Raw genomic sequence first — 16764 nt, 5'->3', positions numbered from 1 at the left:
GCGCTGTGATGAGGGCGGCGGGGATGATTCGATGACGCAGATCGCGCGCTACATCTTCCGCATCGCGCTCGCGGCGTTCCTCGCCTGCCTGGTCGGCCTCGTCGGCACGATCTGGGTAACGCAGGCGCTGCGCGAGCTCGACCTGATCACGGCCAAGGGCCAGACCGTGCTGGTCTTCCTGTTCATCACCGGCCTGTCGCTGCCGACGCTGGTGGTGGTGATCGCGCCGGTCGCGTTGTTCATCGCCGTCGTCTACGCGCTGAACCGCCTCAACGGCGATTCGGAGCTGATCGTGATGTCGGCGGCCGGGATGAAGCCGAGGGCGATCCTGCGGCCCTTCCTCACGCTGGCCTTCGCGGTGAGCGCGCTCGTCGGCTTCATCACCATCGTCGTGATGCCGGCGAGCTTCCAGGAGCTGCGCGACGTGATCACCCGCGTGCGCGGCGACTTCATCGCCAACGTCGTCAAGGAAGGGCAGTTCACCCAGCTCGACAACGGCATCACCTTCCACTTCCGCGAGCGCGGCCCCGGCGGCGCCCTGCTCGGGCTGTTCATCCAGGACCGGCGCGAGGCCGGCAAGACCAAGGTCTACCTCGCCGAGCGCGGCAACGCGATCGACGTGGACGGCGGCAGCTACCTCGCCCTGCAGAACGGCAGCGTGCACCAGCAGCAGAAGGACAGCCGGGATTCTTCGATCCTGACCTTCGAGCGCTACACGATCGACCTCGCGGCCTTCGCGCCGCCGGACGCCGACACGGTGTACAAGCCGCGCGAGCGCTCGACCGCGCAGCTGCTCTTCCCCGACAAGAGCGAGGGCTATTTCAAGCTGCAGAAGGGCCGCTTCCGGGCCGAGCTGCACGACCGGCTCTCGGCCTGGCTCTATCCGCTGGCACTGGTCTTCATCGCCTTCGCCGCGCTCGGCGACCCGCGCACCACGCGCCAGGGCCGGGCCGGCGCGATGGCCGGCGCGGTGCTGGCGGTGGTCGCGCTGCGCATCGCCGGCTTCACCGCAACCAGCGCGGCGACCCGCAGCGCCGGCGCGGTGGTGGCGATCTACGCGGTGCCGCTGCTGGCGATCGCGCTGTCGTCGCTCGTGATCTTCCAGGGGCCCGCGGTGCGCGGCCTCAACGCCCGGATCGTATCCGCCCTGCGGGGGCGCTTCCGCGCACCCCGGCTCGCCGCCGGCTGAGCCGTCATGCTGATCGGCTTCACCCTCGGGCGCTACTTCGCCGCCCGCTTCGCGCGCACCGTGCTCGGCGTGTTCATCACCGTCTTCGCGCTCGTCTACACCCTGGATTTCGTCGAGCTGCTGCGCCGCGCCGGCGACGCGGAGGGCGCGTCCACAGGTTTGATGGCCCAGCTCTCGCTCTACCGCACGCCGGCGGTGGCCGAGGGCGTGCTGCCCTTCGCGGTGCTGTTCGGCTCGATGGCGGCCCTGCTCCAGCTCTCGCGCAAGCTCGAGCTCGTGGTGGCGCGCGCCGCCGGGATCTCGGCCTGGCAGTTCCTGCAGCCGGGCTTCTTCGTGGCGCTGGCGCTCGGCGCCTTCACGGTCGGGGTCTACAACCCGGTCTCGGCGATGATGAAGCAGCGCTCCACCGAGATCGAGGCGAAGATCTTCGCCAAGTCGACCAAGGCCTCCTCGGGCAAGGACCTGTGGATCCGCCAGAAGAGCCTCGACGGCGGCGCCATCATCCGCGCCGAGACCGCGATCGAGGGCACGACGACGCTGGCCGGCGTCCAGGTCTTCACCTTCGACGCGGAAGGCCGCTTCGTCTCCCAGATCGTCGCCGCGCGGGCGAGCCTGCACGACGGCTACTGGGAGCTCACGGACACCCGGGTGCTGACGCCAGGCGCCCCGCCGGATTCGTTCGGCACCTACCTCATCGCATCGACCCTCGACCCGAGCCAGGTGCGGCAGCGCTTCACCCCCCCGGAATCCGTGCCATTCTGGCAACTACCCGACACCATCGCACGCACCGAGCGGGCGGGGTTGGATGCCACCCGCTACCGTCTCCAGTATGATGTGCTCTGGGCCAGGCCGATCCTCTTCCTGGCCATGGTGCTGGTGGCGGCAACCGTTTCCTTACGGTTCTTCCGCTTTGGTGGTGTGGGAAAGCTGGTGCTCGGCGGGGTCGCGGCGGGGTTCGCCCTGTACGTCGCCCGCCAAGTGATGGAAGGCCTCGGAGCCTCCGGGATCGTCGCGGCGCCGGTGGCGGCGTGGTTCCCGGCCGTGGTAGGAAGCCTTCTCGGTACGCTCACGCTTCTGTACCAGGAAGACGGCTGACGCCCGCGCCTCGGATGCGGGTATCGGACGTGGGCGCGGGAGGCGGACGTGGACGGAAACGTGGCGGCGGTCGTCACCGGAGTTGGGACAGGCGTTGCGTAAGGTCGCCGACATCGCGAAGGTCCTCGGGCTGCTGACGCTCCTCTGCGCCGCGGCGCCGATCGGCGGCACCGTGCCCGCCGACGCCCAGGGCCTGCCGGGCGCAGCCAAGCCTTCGGCCGGCAAACCCGTGGCCGGAAAGCCCGGCGACAAGCTCCTCGTCGAGGCCGACGAGTTGATCTACGACAACGACAAGAACACCGTCACCGCCCGCGGCAACGCCGAGTTGCATTACGGCCCGCGCACGCTGCAGGCCGACCGCGTCCGCTACGACCGAGCGTCGAGCCGCGTCTTCGCCGAGGGCAACGTTCGCCTGACCGACCAAGACGGCGCGGTCGTCACCGGCGAGAAGATGGAGCTGACCGACGACTTCAAGAGCGGCTTCATCGACAGCCTGCGCATCCAGCAGACGGTGGTGAAGAAGGGCGAGACCATCCGCACGCGGTTCTCGTCCCCGCGCGGCGAGCGCCTCGAAGGCGAACAGACCAGCTTCGACTACGGCACCTACACCGCCTGCGAGCCCTGCCGCGACCACCCGGAGAAGCCGCCGCTGTGGCAGGTGCGCGCCGCCAAGATCATTCACAACAACGAGACGCACACGATCTACTTCGAGGATTCGACGGTCGAGATCGCCGGCATCCCGGTGGCGTACCTGCCGTACTTCGAGTCCGCCGACCCGACGGTGAAGCGCAAGAGCGGCTTCCTCACCCCGCGCTTCATCAACTCGACGGCGCTCGGCACAGGCCTGACGGTGCCGTACTTCTTCAACCTCGCGCCGGACTACGACCTGACCCTGTCGCCGTCCTTCCTGAGCCGCCAGGGCGTGCTCGGGCAGGGCGAGTTCCGCCAGCGCCTCGACAACGGCAGCTACAACCTGCGCGTCTCCGGCATCTTCCAGACGACACCCTCGGCCTTCCTGCCGGGGCCGCTGGGCGCCGGCGACCGCGACTTCCGCGGCTCGATCGAATCCAAGGGTCGGTTCTACATCAACGAGAATTGGCGCACCGGCTGGGACCTCGTCGGCGTGACCGACAAGTGGTTCCTCGACAACTACCGGATCCGCAACCAGTCGATCACGACGGACTACTTCCGTGAGGCGGTGTCGACCGCGTACCTGATCGGTCAGGGCGACCGCTCGTACTTCGAGATGCGCGGCTACTACTTCAAGGGCCTGTCGAGTTTCGACTGGCAGAAGGAGCAGCCCCTCGTCCTGCCGGTGATCGACTACGACAAGCGCATCAACGGCCCGGGCGAGCTCGGCGGCGAGGTCCGCTTCCAGGCCAACATCACCAGCCTGACCCGCGAGGCGACCGACTTCCAGGGCCTGCCGCGCACCGGCACCTACCTGTTCAGCCCGAGCGTCAACGGCATTAGCTATCCGCTCTACGAGACCTGCACGACCTTCAACCGCAACACCTGCCTGGTGCGGGGCCTGGCAGGCACGGACACCCGCGCCTCGGCCCAGCTCTCCTGGCGCCGGACCTTCATCGACGACCTCGGCCAGGCGATCACGCCGTTCGCGTACCTGCGCACCGACGCGTTCTTCGTGAACCCGAGCCTGTCGGGCTACCAGAACGCCCTGGTGCCGCAGATCGCCTCGGTCGACGACGGCTTCACCGGCCGCGTGATGCCGGCGGTCGGCATCGACTATCGCTATCCCTTCGTCAGCGACTTCGGGCCGCTCGGCGTCCACACCCTCGAGCCGATCGCCCAGGTCATCGCCCGGCCGTCCGAGAACCGGATCGGCCACCTGCCGAACGAGGACGCGCAGAGCCTCGTCTTCGACGACACCTCGCTGTTCCAGTGGGACAAGTTCTCCGGCTACGACCGGGTCGAGGGCGGCGTGCGCACCAACCTGGGCGCGCAGTACTCGGTGGTCACCGCCTCGGGCTGGTACGCGAACGCGATGTTCGGCGAGTCGATCCAGATCGCGGGCGTCAACTCGTTCCGCCGCGGCGACATCGCCAACGTCGGCCTGAACTCAGGCCTGGAAACCGCGGCCTCCGACTTCGTCGGCCGCGTCCAGGTCTCGCCGAACCAGAACATCAGCCTGATCACGCGCGCCCGCTTCGACCAGGCGGACTTCAAGGTGAACCGCTTCGAGACCGGCATCACCGCCCGGTTCGCGCCGTTCCTGCCGCTGTCGCTCTCGGCGTTCTACTCGTACTACGAGGCGCAGCCGCTGCTCGGCTTCAGCCATCGCCGCGAGGGCATCACCGCGACGGCGACCTACAACATCACCCCGAACTGGTTCGTCACCGGCTCGGCGCTCGTCGACCTGACCCACTACCTCGACACCCGGACGCTCTATTCCGAGGCGCTGACGAGCTACATCGCCAACCCCGTCGGCAACCTGCCGACCTACCAGAACCCGGGCCGGTTCTACCTCTCCGGCATGAGCGTCGGCGCCGGCTACCAGGACGAGTGCACCACGGTCTCGCTCAACTACATCGTCTCGCCGATCGCCACGGTGACCGGCGTCTCCGAGCGCAACCAGACCGTGCTGCTGCGCGTCGAGCTCAAGACCCTGGGCGAGGCGGACCTGCGCCAGAACGTCGGCACCGCCACCACGGCGGACGGCATCGCCTCGGCGCATTGACGGCTAAGACGCACGGGCTCGCGGCGATGGGAGGCTCCTGCTAAGGCAGGCCTCCCGCCGCGAAACCCCGCCGACCCCGATGCTCCCCCTCGCCTTGACGCTCGGAGACCCTGCCGGGATCGGACCGGAACTGGTGCTTGCGGCCTGGCTCGCCAGCACGCCCGCCGACCCACTCCCCGCCTTCTTCCTCGTGGCAGACCCGGCCTTCGTCGAGCGGACCGCGAACCGCCTTGGCCTCGCCGTGCCGATCGCCGAGATCGACCCCGAGACCGCGACCGAGGTGTTCCCCCGCGCGCTCCCCGTGGTGGCGCTGCCGAGCGGGAACGAGACCTTCGCCGAGCCCGGCGTCCCGGATTCGGTTACGGCCGGCGCGACGATCGAGTCCATCACCGCCGCCGTCGGCTTCGTCCGCACGGGCCGGGCGGCGGCGGTCGTCACCAACCCGATCGCCAAGTTCGTGCTGACCTGGGCGGGGTTCGCCCATCCCGGCCACACCGAGTTCCTGGCGGCGCTCGCGGTCGCCCCCGGCCGGTCGCCGCCGCGCCCGGTGATGATGATCTGGAGCGAGACGCTCGCAGTGGTGCCGGTGACGATCCACGTGCCGCTGCGCGACGTGCCCGGGCTGCTGACGCAGGACCTCGTGGTCGAGACCGCCCGCATCGTCGCCCGAGACCTCGCCGAGCGCTTCGGCCTCGAAGCGCCCCGGCTGGTGCTCGCCGGCCTCAACCCGCATGCGGGTGAATCCGGGACGATCGGCCACGAGGACCGCGACGTGCTGGCGCCGGCGGTGGCGCGGTTGCGCGCCGAGGGCATCGACATCCGCGGGCCGCTTCCCGCCGACACGCTGTTCCACGAGCGGGCGCGACGGACCTACGACGTGGCGCTGTGCCCGACCCACGACCAGGCGCTGATCCCGGTGAAGACCATCGCCTTCGACGACGGCGTCAACGTCACCCTCGGGCTGCCCTTCGTGCGCACCTCGCCGGACCACGGCACCGCCTTCGACATCGCCGGCAAGGGCCTCGCCCGCCCCGACAGCCTGATCGCCGCGATCCGGCTCGCCGACCGCCTCGCCCGCACCGCGGCGGCGCGGGCCGGCGGCGCGGGCCGCACCGCCGACATCATTCCGCTGAACGCCTACGTCGGCCGCCCGCGCTCGATGCCGGCCGCGCATTTCGATGCGGAGGACGAGTTGTGAGCTGGTCCTTGCCAGGCGGTGCGCCCGCTTCCGCGCGCATCCCCTCTCCCCGCGCGCGGGGAGAGGGCTTTGCCGACCTCGTCGTCGGCAAAGCGAGGCGGCAGCCGATGGTGAGGGGGCGACGCCGGTTGAGGCTCTTCCGGAAGCGCCCCCTCACCGCCGCTAAGGCTTCGCCTCCTCTTCCCGGCCGCACGGCAAGGTGCGGCCGGGCCTCTCCCCCCGCGCGGGGAGAGGGGACGCGCGCACCTTCCAACGCCTTCGCGATCTTTGACAAGCGAACCGCCCGATGACCGCCTCCGACGGCTTGCCCCCCCTGCGCGAGGTGGTGGCGCGGCATGGGCTGGAGCCGAAGAAGGCGCTCGGGCAGAACTTCCTCTACGACCTCAACCTCACCGGGCGCATCGCCCGCGCGGCCGGGCCGCTCGCGGGCGTCACCGTGCTCGAGGTCGGGCCGGGACCCGGCGGGCTGACGCGGGCGCTGCTCGCGGAGGGGGCCGCGCGGGTGATCGCCGTCGAGCGCGATCCCCGCGCGCTGCCGGCGTTGGCCGAGATCGCGGCGCATTACCCGGGTCGGCTGACGGTCGTCGACGCCGACGCCCTCGCCTTCGACCCCCGGCCCCTCGTCTGCGACGGGCCGGCGCGGATCGTGGCGAACCTGCCCTACAACGTCGGCACCGCCCTGCTCACCGGCTGGCTCGACGACGCGGCCTGGCCGCCGTGGTGGGATAGCGCTACGCTGATGTTCCAGCGCGAGGTCGCCGAGCGCATCGTCGCCGACGAGACCGAGCGCGCCGATTACGGCCGCCTCGGCGTGCTCTGCGGCTGGCGCACGCAGAGCGACATCCTGTTCGACGTGGCGCCCTCCGCCTTCGTGCCGCCGCCGAAGGTGACGTCGAGCGTCGTCCGAATCGTCCCGCGCGCCGTCCCCCTGCCCTGCCGGGCGCGGGCGCTGGAAACGGTGACGCGGGCGGCCTTCGGGCAACGCCGAAAGATGCTGCGCCAGAGCTTGAAGAGCCTGACGCCGGAGCCGACCGCGCTGCTGGCCGAGGCCGGCATCGCAGAGACCGCGCGGGCCGAGGAGGTGCCGGTGGCGGGCTTCGTGCGGCTCGCCAACCTGTGGGACGCGCAGAAGAAAGCCGGCGCCCCGTGAGGGACGCCGGCCCGTTTCTCCGATTCGTGCCGCGTTAGCGGGTCTGCTGGATCGCCGAGAGGATCCACGGACGGCCCGGGTTGCGCGCGAAGGTCCAGAGCTCGGTCGCCTCGCCCGGCTCGGTCTCGACGACGCGGTTGGTGTTCCGGTCGATCGTCTCGTCCTTGAGCGTGTAGCGCATCGCCACCGTGGCGAATTCCTGCGCGCCCTCGCCCCAGGCCTCCGACAGGTCGCCCTGCTGGAGCTTCACGTCCGTAATGCGGTTGACGACGCCGCGGGCCTTGTTTCCGCGCAGCTCCTCCTCGAAGTAGCCGGCCATCTCCGGCGTCGCGAGGTTGCGCAGGCCGACCATGTTCTCGTGGGAATAGGCGTCCTGCACCTCGCCGAGCAGGCGCTCGAACGACTGGAAGTCGTTCGGGCCGATCTGCACCGGGCGCTGCTGCGGCGGGCGCTGGGCGCCGCCGAGCATGCCACCGGCGCCCGCAGCACCGCCGGGGCCAGCGTTGCTGCCCCCCGCTGCGTTCGGGTCGAGGCCCGAGCGCGCATAGGGCGCGCCCGCCGTCGCCGGCTCGCCGTTGCGGCGGCGGAACCAGCGCACGGCAAAGGACACCAGCAGCACGACGAGGCCGACCTGCAGCAGCAGGCCGAGCATCGAGGCGATGCCGCCGAGCCCGCCGAAGAAGCCGCCGCCGAGCAGCGCGCCGAGAAGGCCGGCCCCGAGCAGGCCCGCCATGAAGCCGCCGCCGAAGCGGGGGCGCGCGGCCGGCGCCTGCATCCCCGGGTTGCTCATGCCCGGGTTGTTCATGCCGGGCGTGGGCTGCGTCTGCGTGCGCTGCATCGGCGCGGCGGTCGGCGCCGTCGTGGTGGCCGACGGCGCGTTGAAGGTGCGCGAGCCGCGCGACCCCATGCTGCCGCCGCCGCCAGGACGGGCCTCGACGGCGGGCGCTGCGACCGTCAACGCGGCAGCCAGCGCCAGAAAGGTCGCCGCACGCTTGCGGCGCGTGGTGGAGGTGAGCATCGATCGGCCCCTGGTCATCTCGAAACGTCCCGGACGTCGTCGGACGCCTTTGCGTCGTCGAACGTCTTGGCGCGAACGCCGACGCATAAGATGGTGACGCCGGGCGGCGTGTTTTAGTCCGTCGCCTCGCGATGTTTTTCGCGTCATCCCTGACAATTCGTCAGCGCAGGGGGGCCGCAGGCCGCTCGGGCGCCGCCGGGAAGACCAGACGCACCTGCGTGCCCTCCCCCGGCCGGCTGTCGAGGGCGATGGTGCCGTTCTGCCGCTTCATCAGCCCGTGCACGATGGCGAGCCCGGCCCCGCGCCCGGCCTCGCGGCTGGTGGCGAAGGGCGCGAGCGCCCGGGCCAGCATCTCCGGCGACATGCCGGCGCCGGTATCCGTGATGCGGATGCCGACGGCGCCGTCCTCCGGACGCTGCACCGAGCGGTCGCCCGGCGCGATGCGGAAACTCTCGATCCGGATGGTGCCGCCGTCCGGCATCGCCTCGCACGCGTTGGTGACCACGTGGCCGAGCGCCAGCTCGACCTGCAGCGGGTTGCTGATCGCCCGCGGCAGGCCGGGCGTGCCGGCAAGCTCCAAGCGCACCCCCACGGGCAGGCCGGGCCGCAGGCGCTCCACGGTGGCGGCCACGAGCGCGTCGAGGTCGATCGGGCGCACGTCGGGGGCGATCTTGCGCGAATAGGCCAGCAGCTGGCGCGTGAGCACGGCGGCGCGTTCGGTCGCGTCGGTGGAGCGGCTCATCGCCCGCTGGATGAACGGCTCCTGGCTGTCGCCGAGCCGGCGCTTCAGCCCGTCGATGTAGCCGATCAGGATCTGGAGGAAGTTGTTGAACTCGTGCGCGACGCTGTTGGTGAGCAACCCCAGGGCCTCGCGCTGGCGCGAGAGCACGAGGGCGCTCTCGGCGTCGCGCCGCCGGGTCACGTCGAAGACCTGGCCCAACCGATAGGGGCTGCCGGCGACAGGGCACAGCGTCACGCGCGCCCAGAAGGTGGTGCCGTCGCCCCGCGCCGCCAGGAACTCGGCGCCGTCGTCGAGGGCGCGCCGGTCGGCCGCCAGCAGCCGGACGTTGCGCCCGACCAGGGCCGCGGCCTCCAGGCCGGCGAGGTCCAGCAGGGCCGGGTTGGCGTGGACGATCGGCTCGTCCGGCCGGCGCGGGTCGGCGAGGAAGGCGGGCGCGGCGGCATCGAGCAGCGCGATCCAGCCGGCGTCCGGCGCCGGTTCGTTCAAGCCGTCCGCGTCGGGCTCTGCCATGCTCTCGTCCGGCCTCGCGAAGCCGCGGCTCCGACCGCTCAGCGATAGCGACATCGGCCCGGACGGCCAAGCCTGAAGCGGCGCCCCGGGGGTGAGGCGGTCACCGGATGGGTTCGTGTGCCGGCCTTCCACCTAGGTTGAATGAAAGAAGGCCTATCGACACGATCGCGTGATCCCGGGGCGCCGCAGGCGAGCCCGGAACCCAGACCGCAGGTTGCGCTCGGTTGGGCGCCGTCGGCGCCTCTCGATCCCGGGCTCCGCTGCGCAGCCCCGGGCGACGGGGCGCGGGTGCGAGACGACGGAGCGAGGGTGGAAGCGAAACGCGAGAGCGCCCCCGACCCCCCTACTGCCGGATCCACATCACCCGGCCGATCCAGGCGATCTCGCCGACGTTCAGGGTGCGGTCGTCGTGCTCGGGGTTGAGCGAGGCGAGCTCGACGGTGCGTGCCGTGCGGCGGCGCAGCTCCTTGGCGATGACCTCGCCGGAATGCAGCCGCACCACCACGCGGTCGCCCTTGCGGACGCCGGCCGAGGGCGAGACGATCAGCACGTCGCCGTCGCGGAACAGCGGCAGCATCGACTCGCCCTGCACCTCCAGGGCGAAGGCGCGCTCCTCGCCGAGATCGGGAAACTCGATCTCCTCCCAGCCGGGGCCGCCGGTCGGCATGCCCTCGTCGGTGAACTGGCGGCCGGCGCCGGCCTGGGTCAGGCCGATCAGCGGCACGGTGGCGCGCGGCGGACCCTCGCGGGCCTCGATCAACCTGAGGAAGTCGTCGAGGCTGGCGCCGGTGGCGGCTAGGACCTTGGACACCGACTCGGTGGAGGGCCAGCGCTTGCGTCCGTCGACGCCGACGCGCTTGGACCGGTTGAAACTGGTGGCGTCGAGCCCGGAACGTCGGGCGAGGCCGGATGGGGAGAAGCCGTGCCGCTCGGCCAGACGGTCGATGGCATTCCAAATCTGCTCGTGGGACAGCATGCGAGACCAAGGCGAAGACGACCGCAGAGACGCACGGCCTAGTTGTAGGAAAGTAGAACTACGGATCGAGAAAGGCAATCGGCCGAATGGCTAATCCACGCCTCCCGGAGGTCGTTACAACCGTCGGGATGGTTGCCGGACGGTTGCCAGGGAACCGCCCGTCGCCCTATCGACGGCGCATCGAAAAGCGGGTGCGCCGATGACGTCGATCTACAAGATCTGTCCCGAGAGGCTGTGGCGCGAGGCGGAAGCCCTCGGTCGCTTCGTCGGCGCCGAGATCGACCGGGCCGACGGTTTCATCCACTTTTCCACAGCCGAGCAGGTGGCCGAGACCGCGCGGCGGCATTTTTCCGGTCGCGACGGGCTCCTGCTCGTCGCCGTCGACGCCGAAGCGCTCGGTCCGGCGCTGCGCTACGAGCCTTCGCGCGGCGGCGACTTGTTTCCGCATCTCTACGGCGACCTGCCCCTCGACGCGGTGCGCCGCGTGAGCCCGATGCCGCTCGGGCCGGACGGCGCGCACGTGCTGCCGGCGGAGATCCCGGCATGATCGGCGCCCTATTTCCGCTGCTGCGCCCGGCGCTGCACGGCCTCGACGCCGAGCACGCGCACAACCTGACCGTTCGCGCGCTCAGCCTGATGCCGCCGCGCACGCCGCCCGCCGACGATTCCCGCCTCGCGGTCGAGGCGTTCGGCCGCCGGTTCCCGAACCCGGTCGGCCTGGCGGCGGGCTTCGACAAGGGCGCGCAGGCGGCCGACGCGCTGCTTGGCTTCGGCTTCGGCTTCGTCGAAGTCGGCGGCGTGGTGCCCAAGCCCCAGCCCGGCAACCCGCGCCCGCGGGTGTTCCGGCTTCCGCGGGACCGGGCGGTGATCAACCGCTTCGGCCTCAACAGCGCCGGCCTCGACGTGGTCGCCGACCGCCTGCGCGCGCGGGCCGGGCGGCCGGGGATCGTCGGGGTCAACATCGGCGCCAACAAGGAGGCCGTCGACCGGCTCGCCGACTACGTCGCCTGCACCGGGCGGCTCGCGCCGCTCGTGGACTTCGTCACCGTCAACGTCTCGTCGCCCAACACGCCGGGCCTGCGCGACCTGCAAGGCGAGGCCTTCCTCGACGACCTGCTCGCCCGGGTGGTCGCGACCCGCGACGCGGCCTCCGCCCGGATCGGATCGGAGAAGGCCGCGATCCTTCTGAAGATCGCCCCCGACATCACCCTCGACGCCCTGGACGCGATCTGCGCCACGGCGGTTCGCCGCCGGGTGCAGGCGCTCGTCGTCTCGAACACCACGGTGGCGCGGCCGGCCTTCCTCGCCGAGACGGCGCTCGCGGGCGAGACCGGGGGCCTGTCCGGCCGGCCGCTATTCTCGGCCTCGACGCGGATGCTGGCCGAGACCTACCTGCGCGTCGGCGACCGGCTGCCCCTGGTCGGCGTCGGCGGCGTCGACTCGGCCGAGACCGCCTGGACCAAGATCCGCGCCGGCGCGAGCCTTCTCCAGCTCTACTCGGCCCTCGTCTACGAAGGCCCCGGCCTCGTCGGCACGATCAAGCGCGGCCTGGTCGAGCGGATGCGATCGGAGGGGCTGACGAGCCTCGCCGGCGTGGTCGGGCGCGACGCGAAGGCGCTGGCGCGGGAGGCGTGACGCGCTCTTTCCTCCCCCCTCTGCAGGGAATGAAAGAGGCGCGAGGTCGGGGGCCGCGGCGGAAAGTCAGCTCACCCCCGCCGTCGCGTTCCGACGAACACCGCGGCGGCGGCGGCGGCACCGAGCAGCAGCCACTTCACCGGCAGCAAAGCGGCGTGCTCGCTCGGGAGCGGCTCGGACACGAAGCGGCCTGGGGCAATCTCGACCCCCGGCTTCCCATACGCCCGCGCGTCGGCGATCTGGTTCGCGGTGACGGCCCAGCCAGCGTCGCGGGCATGATCGTTGGCCATCATCGCGACCCCGACGGCGCATCCGGCCGCCAACGCCGCGAGAACCCGAACCCGTGCCTGCATCGCGCGTCCTTTGCCGCCCCCGGGAAACGAGAACCGTTAAAAATGCGCGCGTGCCGGACGCATGAGGGGGGTGCGTCGAGACACGATTGAGAAGCACCCGCGCGGTCTCTTATCTCGCAAGTGCGTGATCGCCACGCGCGAACCTCGATCCAGGCCTCGTCATGACCGACCCCGTCAGCACGCCCAAGCGTTCCTCGGCCGCCGGTGGCTGGGGCGCGCTGAAGAGCTGCGGCAAGCACCTCCTCGGCAGCCGCTCCCCGCTCTCGGGCGCCCGCGCCCTGCTGAAGGCGAACCAGCCGGACGGGTTCGACTGCCCCGGCTGCGCTTGGGGCGACCCGGAACACGGGTCGTCGTTCGAGTTCTGCGAGAACGGCGTGAAGGCGGTCTCGTGGGAGGCCACCGACAAGCGCACCCCGCCGAAGTTCTTCGCCCGCCACACCGTGAGCGAGCTGCGCGGCTGGAGCGACTACGCCCTCGAGGGCGAGGGCCGCCTCACCCATCCGATGCGCTACGACGCAGCCAGCGACCGCTACGTCGCGGTGTCGTGGGACGCGGCCTTCGCCGAGATCGGCGCGACGCTCCGCGGCCTCGACCACCCGGACCAGGCCGAGTTCTACACCTCCGGCCGCGCCTCGAACGAGGCGGCCTACCTCTACCAGCTGTTCGCCCGGGCCTACGGCACCAACAACTTCCCCGACTGCTCGAACATGTGCCACGAGGCCAGCGGCATCGGGCTCGCGCACGCCATCGGCGTCGGCAAGGGCACGGTGCTGCTGGAGGATTTCGAGAAGGCGGACGCGATCTTCGTCGTCGGGCAGAACCCCGGAACCAACCACCCGCGCATGCTCGCCGACCTGCGCAAGGCCGCCGAGCGCGGCGCCAAGGTGGTGGTGTTCAACCCCGTGCGCGAGCGCGGGCTGGAGCGCTTCGCCGACCCGCAGAACACCGTCGAGATGCTGCGCGGCGCGAGCCGGCCGATCGCGAGCCACTACCTGCAGCCGCGGCTCGGCGGCGACATGGCCGCCTTCCGCGGCATCGCCAAGGCGGTCTTCGCCGCCGACGACGCGGCCCTCGTCGCCGGCCGTCCCTCGGTGCTCGACCGCGCCTTCCTGGCCAGCCACACCGAAGGGCTCGCCGCCTACCGCGCGGCGGCCGACGCGACCGGCTGGGACGCGATCGAGGACCAGTCCGGCCTGTCGCGCGCCATCCTCGAAGAGGTGGCGGAGATCTACATCACCTCGTCGAAGTCGATCGCGACCTGGGCGATGGGCGTGACGCAGCACCGCCACTCGGTGGCGACGGTGCGCGAGATCGCCAACCTGATGTTCTTGCGCGGCAACATCGGCCGCCCGGGCGCCGGCCTCTGCCCGGTGCGCGGCCACTCGAACGTCCAGGGCGACCGCACGGTCGGCATCAACGAGAAGCCGCCGGCCGCCTTCCTCGACGCGCTGGAGCGGGAGTTCGGCTTCGCCGCCCCGCGCCGGCACGGTCACAACGTGCTGGCCGCCATCGGCGCGATGCTCGACGGCACGGCGAAGGCCTTCATCGGGCTGGGCGGCAACTTCGCCCGCGCCACGCCGGACACGGCCCTGGTGGCCAAGGCGCTGGCCTCCTGCGAGCTCACCGTCCACATCGCGACGAAGCTGAACCACTCGCACCTCGTGCCGGGCCGGGTCGGCTACGTGCTGCCCTGCCTCGGGCGCACCGAGATCGACCGGAACGCCGCCGGCAAGACCCAGATCGTGACCGTCGAGGATTCGATGAGCATGGTCCACGGCTCGGGCGGCATCAACAAGCCGGCCTCGAAGGAGCTGCGCTCGGAGATCGCGATCATCGCGGGCATGGCGGCGGCCACCGTCGGCTCAGACCGGATCGACTGGGCGGCGATGGCCGAGGATTACGACCGCATCCGCGACCGGATCGAGCGCACGGTACCGGGGTTTGCCGGCTACAACGTCCGAGTCCGGCGCCCGCGCGGCTTCATGCTGCGCAACCTCGCCGCCGAGCGCGTGTTCGAGACCGCCACCGGCCGCGCGAACTTCTCGGCGGACGCGCTGCCCGCGGCCACCGAGCACCAAGTCGCAGCGGGGGCCGACAACACCTTCGTGCTGCAGACCTTCCGCAGCCACGACCAGTACAACACCACGATCTACGGCCTCGACGACCGCTACCGCGGCGTCTACGGCGAGCGCCGGGTGATCTTCTGCCACCCCGACGACCTCGTCGCCCTGCGCCAAAGCTTCGGTGAGCGGGTCGACGTGGTCGGCCTGCACGCGGACGGTACGTCGCGCATCGCCGAGGATTTCCGCCTGGTGCCGTTCGACATGCCGCGCGGGAGCCTGGCCGGCTACTACCCCGAGCTCAACGTGCTGGTGCCGCTCTCGACCTTCGGCGCCGAGAGCGACACGCCGACCTCGAAGTCGGTTCTGGTCACCGTGTGCCCGCGGACGGTGGCGGCCGCGGCGGCTTGAGCACGGCCGACGACGTGAGCGCGGCCGACGAGACGGCGTTCCTCACGCTGGTCGAGGCGGTCGCGCGGCGGCGGCCCGGCCTCGAACCGATCGAGGCGGTCTTACTGGCGGCGGCCTTCGTCGGCGCGGTCGCCGACAGCCGCAGCCTCGCCAAGGCCTTCGACGTCGCCCACGCCCACGCCCTGCGCGCCGTCGCCGCCCTGGACGAGGCGGGCCTCGTCGCGGTCGGCCGGCGCGACGCCCGGTCGAGCCGCGCCCACTATGCGCTGACCGAGGACGGCGCCGCCTTGGTCGCCGCCGCGGAGGCCGACCCGGCTTGACGCACGCTCCCGGGGCGACACGTCCGGTGGGCTGTGTTCGAAGAATTCGAGGGCTCGGGATGGAGACGATCCACCGCTCGGCCGCGGCCGGCTATGCCGCCCAGGCCGACACCTACGTCAGCGGCCGACCGGATTATCCGCCGGCGCTGGACGGCTGGCTGCGCGGCGACCTTCGGCTCGGTCCCGGGCGCACCGTGCTCGACCTCGGCGCGGGGACCGGCAAGTTCACCCCGCGCCTGACGGAGACCGGCGCCCGCGTCGTCGCCGCCGAGCCGGTCGCCGCCATGCGGGCGCGACTCGTCCAGTGCAATCCCGGCGTCGAAGCGCATCCCGGCCATGCGGAGGCGATCCCGCTCGCCGACGGCGCGGTCGACGCGGTGGTCTGCGCGCAGTCCTTCCACTGGTTCGCCACAGCGGCGGCGCTCGCCGAGATCCGCCGCGTGCTGCGCCCCGGCGGCACGCTCGGGCTGGTCTGGAACGTGCGCGACGAATCCGTGCCCTGGGTCGCGGACCTGACGCGGATCGTCGACGCCTACGAGGACGACACGCCGCGCTATCGTACGGGAGCCTGGCGCGCGGCGTTCCCGGCCGCGGGCTTCGGGCCCCTGCACGAGCGGCGCCTGCCCCACCACCACGAAGGGCCGGCCGAGGACGTGGTCGTCGGCCGCGCGCTCTCGGTAAGCTTCATCGCCGCCCTGCCCACCGACGAAAGGGCGGCCGTGGCCGCCGCGGTGCGGGCGCTGATCGCCGCCACGCCGGAGCTGGCCGGGCGTGACAGCGTCCGCTACCCCTACGAGACGGTGGCGTTCCACTGCACGGCAGCGGACCGGCCGGCGGCCGCGTGAACGGACGGGCCGTCGCCGGCCGTCGCCGTCAGGCCCCCGCGCGCCGGTTGCGGACGAGCGCGGCGAGCGCCGCCACGATGGTGGCGAACGTCGCCAGGAGCACGACCACGAGGGTGATGGTGCGGTTCACCAGGCGGTCGAGGCCGAGATCGGTGGTGACGAGGTCGGGGCGGGCCGGGTCGGCCATGACGCTGATGCTGTCATCGCCGAGGTGCACGCCCGTGAACACGTAGTTCACCCGGCGCGTCACCGCGCCCTTGGGCGTGGACAGGCTCAGGGTCGCGTCGCAGATGTGGACGACCAGCTTGGTGCTGCACCGCCCGTCGCTCACCCGCGCGTCGGGGACGGGTTGGGCCGCCTCGCGCACCTGCCAATCCGACAGCACCGCCGGCGCCGTATAGAGGGCGCAGGCCACCAGGACGCCGCACAAGCCGGCGACGCCGAGCAGGACCCAAAGGGTCTGTCGCCAGCCGCCGCTGGCCGGCGGCAGCCGCAGGGGGGCCTGCGAAGCGTTCGTGGCAGGGCCGGTCGAGGGGCCGGTGCGGTCGGGCGATGCGGTCATCG

15 protein-coding genes are annotated in these 16764 nt (G+C 71.7%); 10 read left to right on the top strand and 5 right to left on the bottom strand.

Translation table 11 applies throughout. From position 1 onward, the window contains the following. Window positions 1-31: 31 nt before the first annotated feature. The 5 genes from lptF (at window position 32) to rsmA (ending at window position 7330) form a co-directional block, all read left to right on the top strand. A complete protein-coding gene (gene lptF, locus FV234_RS01585; RefSeq protein WP_147765304.1) occupies window positions 32-1189 on the top strand; it encodes an LPS export ABC transporter permease LptF in 1158 nt (385 codons plus the stop codon). 6 nt (window positions 1190-1195) lie between these two features. Next, entirely contained in the window at window positions 1196-2284 is a 1089-nt protein-coding gene (lptG, locus tag FV234_RS01580; RefSeq protein WP_147765305.1) for an LPS export ABC transporter permease LptG, read from the top strand. 94 nt (window positions 2285-2378) lie between these two features. After that, window positions 2379-4982: an LPS-assembly protein LptD gene (locus FV234_RS01575; RefSeq protein ID WP_147827905.1), complete on the top strand. Its 2604-nt coding sequence runs from the start codon at window positions 2379-2381 to the stop codon at window positions 4980-4982. A gap of 79 nt (window positions 4983-5061) precedes the next feature. Then, complete coding sequence (gene pdxA, locus FV234_RS01570) at window positions 5062-6180, top strand: 4-hydroxythreonine-4-phosphate dehydrogenase PdxA (protein ID WP_147827904.1); 1119 nt, start codon at window positions 5062-5064, stop codon at window positions 6178-6180. Between the two features lie 286 nt (window positions 6181-6466). Continuing rightward, entirely contained in the window at window positions 6467-7330 is an 864-nt protein-coding gene (gene rsmA, locus FV234_RS01565; RefSeq protein ID WP_147827903.1) for a 16S rRNA (adenine(1518)-N(6)/adenine(1519)-N(6))-dimethyltransferase RsmA, read from the top strand. A 34-nt stretch (window positions 7331-7364) separates the two neighbouring features. Here rsmA and FV234_RS01560 read toward each other — a convergent pair whose 3' ends face one another. The 3 genes from FV234_RS01560 to FV234_RS01550 form a co-directional block, all read right to left on the bottom strand. Beyond that, a complete protein-coding gene (locus FV234_RS01560) occupies window positions 7365-8348 on the bottom strand; it encodes a TIM44-like domain-containing protein (protein WP_147827921.1) in 984 nt (327 codons plus the stop codon). A gap of 160 nt (window positions 8349-8508) precedes the next feature. After that, on the bottom strand, window positions 8509-9600 hold the full coding sequence (locus tag FV234_RS01555) for an ATP-binding protein (RefSeq protein ID WP_147827902.1): 1092 nt from the start codon (window positions 9598-9600) through the stop codon (window positions 8509-8511). 343 nt (window positions 9601-9943) lie between these two features. Beyond that, on the bottom strand, window positions 9944-10576 hold the full coding sequence (locus tag FV234_RS01550; RefSeq protein WP_147764353.1) for a helix-turn-helix transcriptional regulator: 633 nt from the start codon (window positions 10574-10576) through the stop codon (window positions 9944-9946). Window positions 10577-10775: 199 nt separating this feature from the next. On the opposite strand from FV234_RS01550, the gene FV234_RS01545 reads away from it, so the two are divergent. Together FV234_RS01545 and FV234_RS01540 are read left to right on the top strand one after the other, a co-directional pair. After that, window positions 10776-11123 carry a DUF952 domain-containing protein gene (locus tag FV234_RS01545; RefSeq protein WP_147750332.1) on the top strand — a complete coding sequence of 116 codons (348 nt, stop codon included), beginning with the start codon at window positions 10776-10778 and terminating at the stop codon, window positions 11121-11123. After that, on the top strand, window positions 11120-12211 hold the full coding sequence (locus tag FV234_RS01540) for a quinone-dependent dihydroorotate dehydrogenase (protein ID WP_147827901.1): 1092 nt from the start codon (window positions 11120-11122) through the stop codon (window positions 12209-12211). The genes FV234_RS01545 and FV234_RS01540 overlap by 4 nt, the downstream gene beginning before the upstream one ends. 71 nt (window positions 12212-12282) lie before the next feature. On the opposite strand, the gene FV234_RS01535 is transcribed toward FV234_RS01540, so the two are convergent. Then, window positions 12283-12564 (bottom strand): hypothetical protein, encoded by a 282-nt coding sequence (locus FV234_RS01535; protein ID WP_147827900.1) that lies wholly within the window; start codon window positions 12562-12564, stop codon window positions 12283-12285. 161 nt (window positions 12565-12725) lie between these two features. Here FV234_RS01535 and FV234_RS01530 point away from each other — a divergent pair, with 161 nt between their 5' ends. The 3 genes from FV234_RS01530 to FV234_RS01520 are packed head-to-tail and all read left to right on the top strand — an operon-like array spanning window position 12726 to window position 16200. Beyond that, window positions 12726-15035, top strand: coding sequence for an FdhF/YdeP family oxidoreductase (locus FV234_RS01530; protein ID WP_147827899.1), 2310 nt, complete (start codon window positions 12726-12728; stop codon window positions 15033-15035). Next, window positions 15032-15355, top strand: a complete 324-nt coding sequence (locus FV234_RS01525) for a hypothetical protein (protein WP_246686098.1) — start codon at window positions 15032-15034, stop codon at window positions 15353-15355. Before FV234_RS01530 ends, FV234_RS01525 begins: the two co-directional genes overlap by 4 nt. Window positions 15356-15414: 59 nt before the next feature. Further along, window positions 15415-16200 carry a class I SAM-dependent methyltransferase gene (locus FV234_RS01520; protein ID WP_147827898.1) on the top strand — a complete coding sequence of 262 codons (786 nt, stop codon included), beginning with the start codon at window positions 15415-15417 and terminating at the stop codon, window positions 16198-16200. 28 nt (window positions 16201-16228) lie between these two features. Here the strand turns inward: FV234_RS01520 and FV234_RS01515 are convergent, their stop codons facing one another. Then, window positions 16229-16762, bottom strand: a complete 534-nt coding sequence (locus tag FV234_RS01515) for a hypothetical protein (protein WP_238270208.1) — start codon at window positions 16760-16762, stop codon at window positions 16229-16231. Window positions 16763-16764 lie beyond the last annotated feature (2 nt).

The organism is Methylobacterium sp. WL8 (assembly GCF_008040045.1).
GTDB classification, from domain to species: domain Bacteria; phylum Pseudomonadota; class Alphaproteobacteria; order Rhizobiales; family Beijerinckiaceae; genus Methylobacterium; species Methylobacterium cerastii.
The sequence above is the reverse complement of the archived record's forward strand: the minus strand, read 5'-3'. Positions and strand labels throughout refer to the sequence as shown.

Coding starts and splice junctions, on each gene's coding strand:
- FV234_RS01555 (WP_147827902.1), bottom strand. CDS start 9,600: ATGGCAGAGCCCGACGCGGACGGCTTGAACGAACCGGCGCCGGACGCC.
- FV234_RS01530 (WP_147827899.1), top strand. CDS start 12,726: ATGACCGACCCCGTCAGCACGCCCAAGCGTTCCTCGGCCGCCGGTGGC.
- lptG (WP_147765305.1), top strand. CDS start 1,196: ATGCTGATCGGCTTCACCCTCGGGCGCTACTTCGCCGCCCGCTTCGCG.
- FV234_RS01520 (WP_147827898.1), top strand. CDS start 15,415: ATGGAGACGATCCACCGCTCGGCCGCGGCCGGCTATGCCGCCCAGGCC.
- FV234_RS01540 (WP_147827901.1), top strand. CDS start 11,120: ATGATCGGCGCCCTATTTCCGCTGCTGCGCCCGGCGCTGCACGGCCTC.
- lptF (WP_147765304.1), top strand. CDS start 32: ATGACGCAGATCGCGCGCTACATCTTCCGCATCGCGCTCGCGGCGTTC.
- pdxA (WP_147827904.1), top strand. CDS start 5,062: ATGCTCCCCCTCGCCTTGACGCTCGGAGACCCTGCCGGGATCGGACCG.
- FV234_RS01535 (WP_147827900.1), bottom strand. CDS start 12,564: ATGCAGGCACGGGTTCGGGTTCTCGCGGCGTTGGCGGCCGGATGCGCC.
- rsmA (WP_147827903.1), top strand. CDS start 6,467: ATGACCGCCTCCGACGGCTTGCCCCCCCTGCGCGAGGTGGTGGCGCGG.
- FV234_RS01515 (WP_238270208.1), bottom strand. CDS start 16,762: ATGACCGCATCGCCCGACCGCACCGGCCCCTCGACCGGCCCTGCCACG.
- FV234_RS01545 (WP_147750332.1), top strand. CDS start 10,776: ATGACGTCGATCTACAAGATCTGTCCCGAGAGGCTGTGGCGCGAGGCG.
- FV234_RS01560 (WP_147827921.1), bottom strand. CDS start 8,348: ATGCTCACCTCCACCACGCGCCGCAAGCGTGCGGCGACCTTTCTGGCG.
- FV234_RS01550 (WP_147764353.1), bottom strand. CDS start 10,576: ATGCTGTCCCACGAGCAGATTTGGAATGCCATCGACCGTCTGGCCGAG.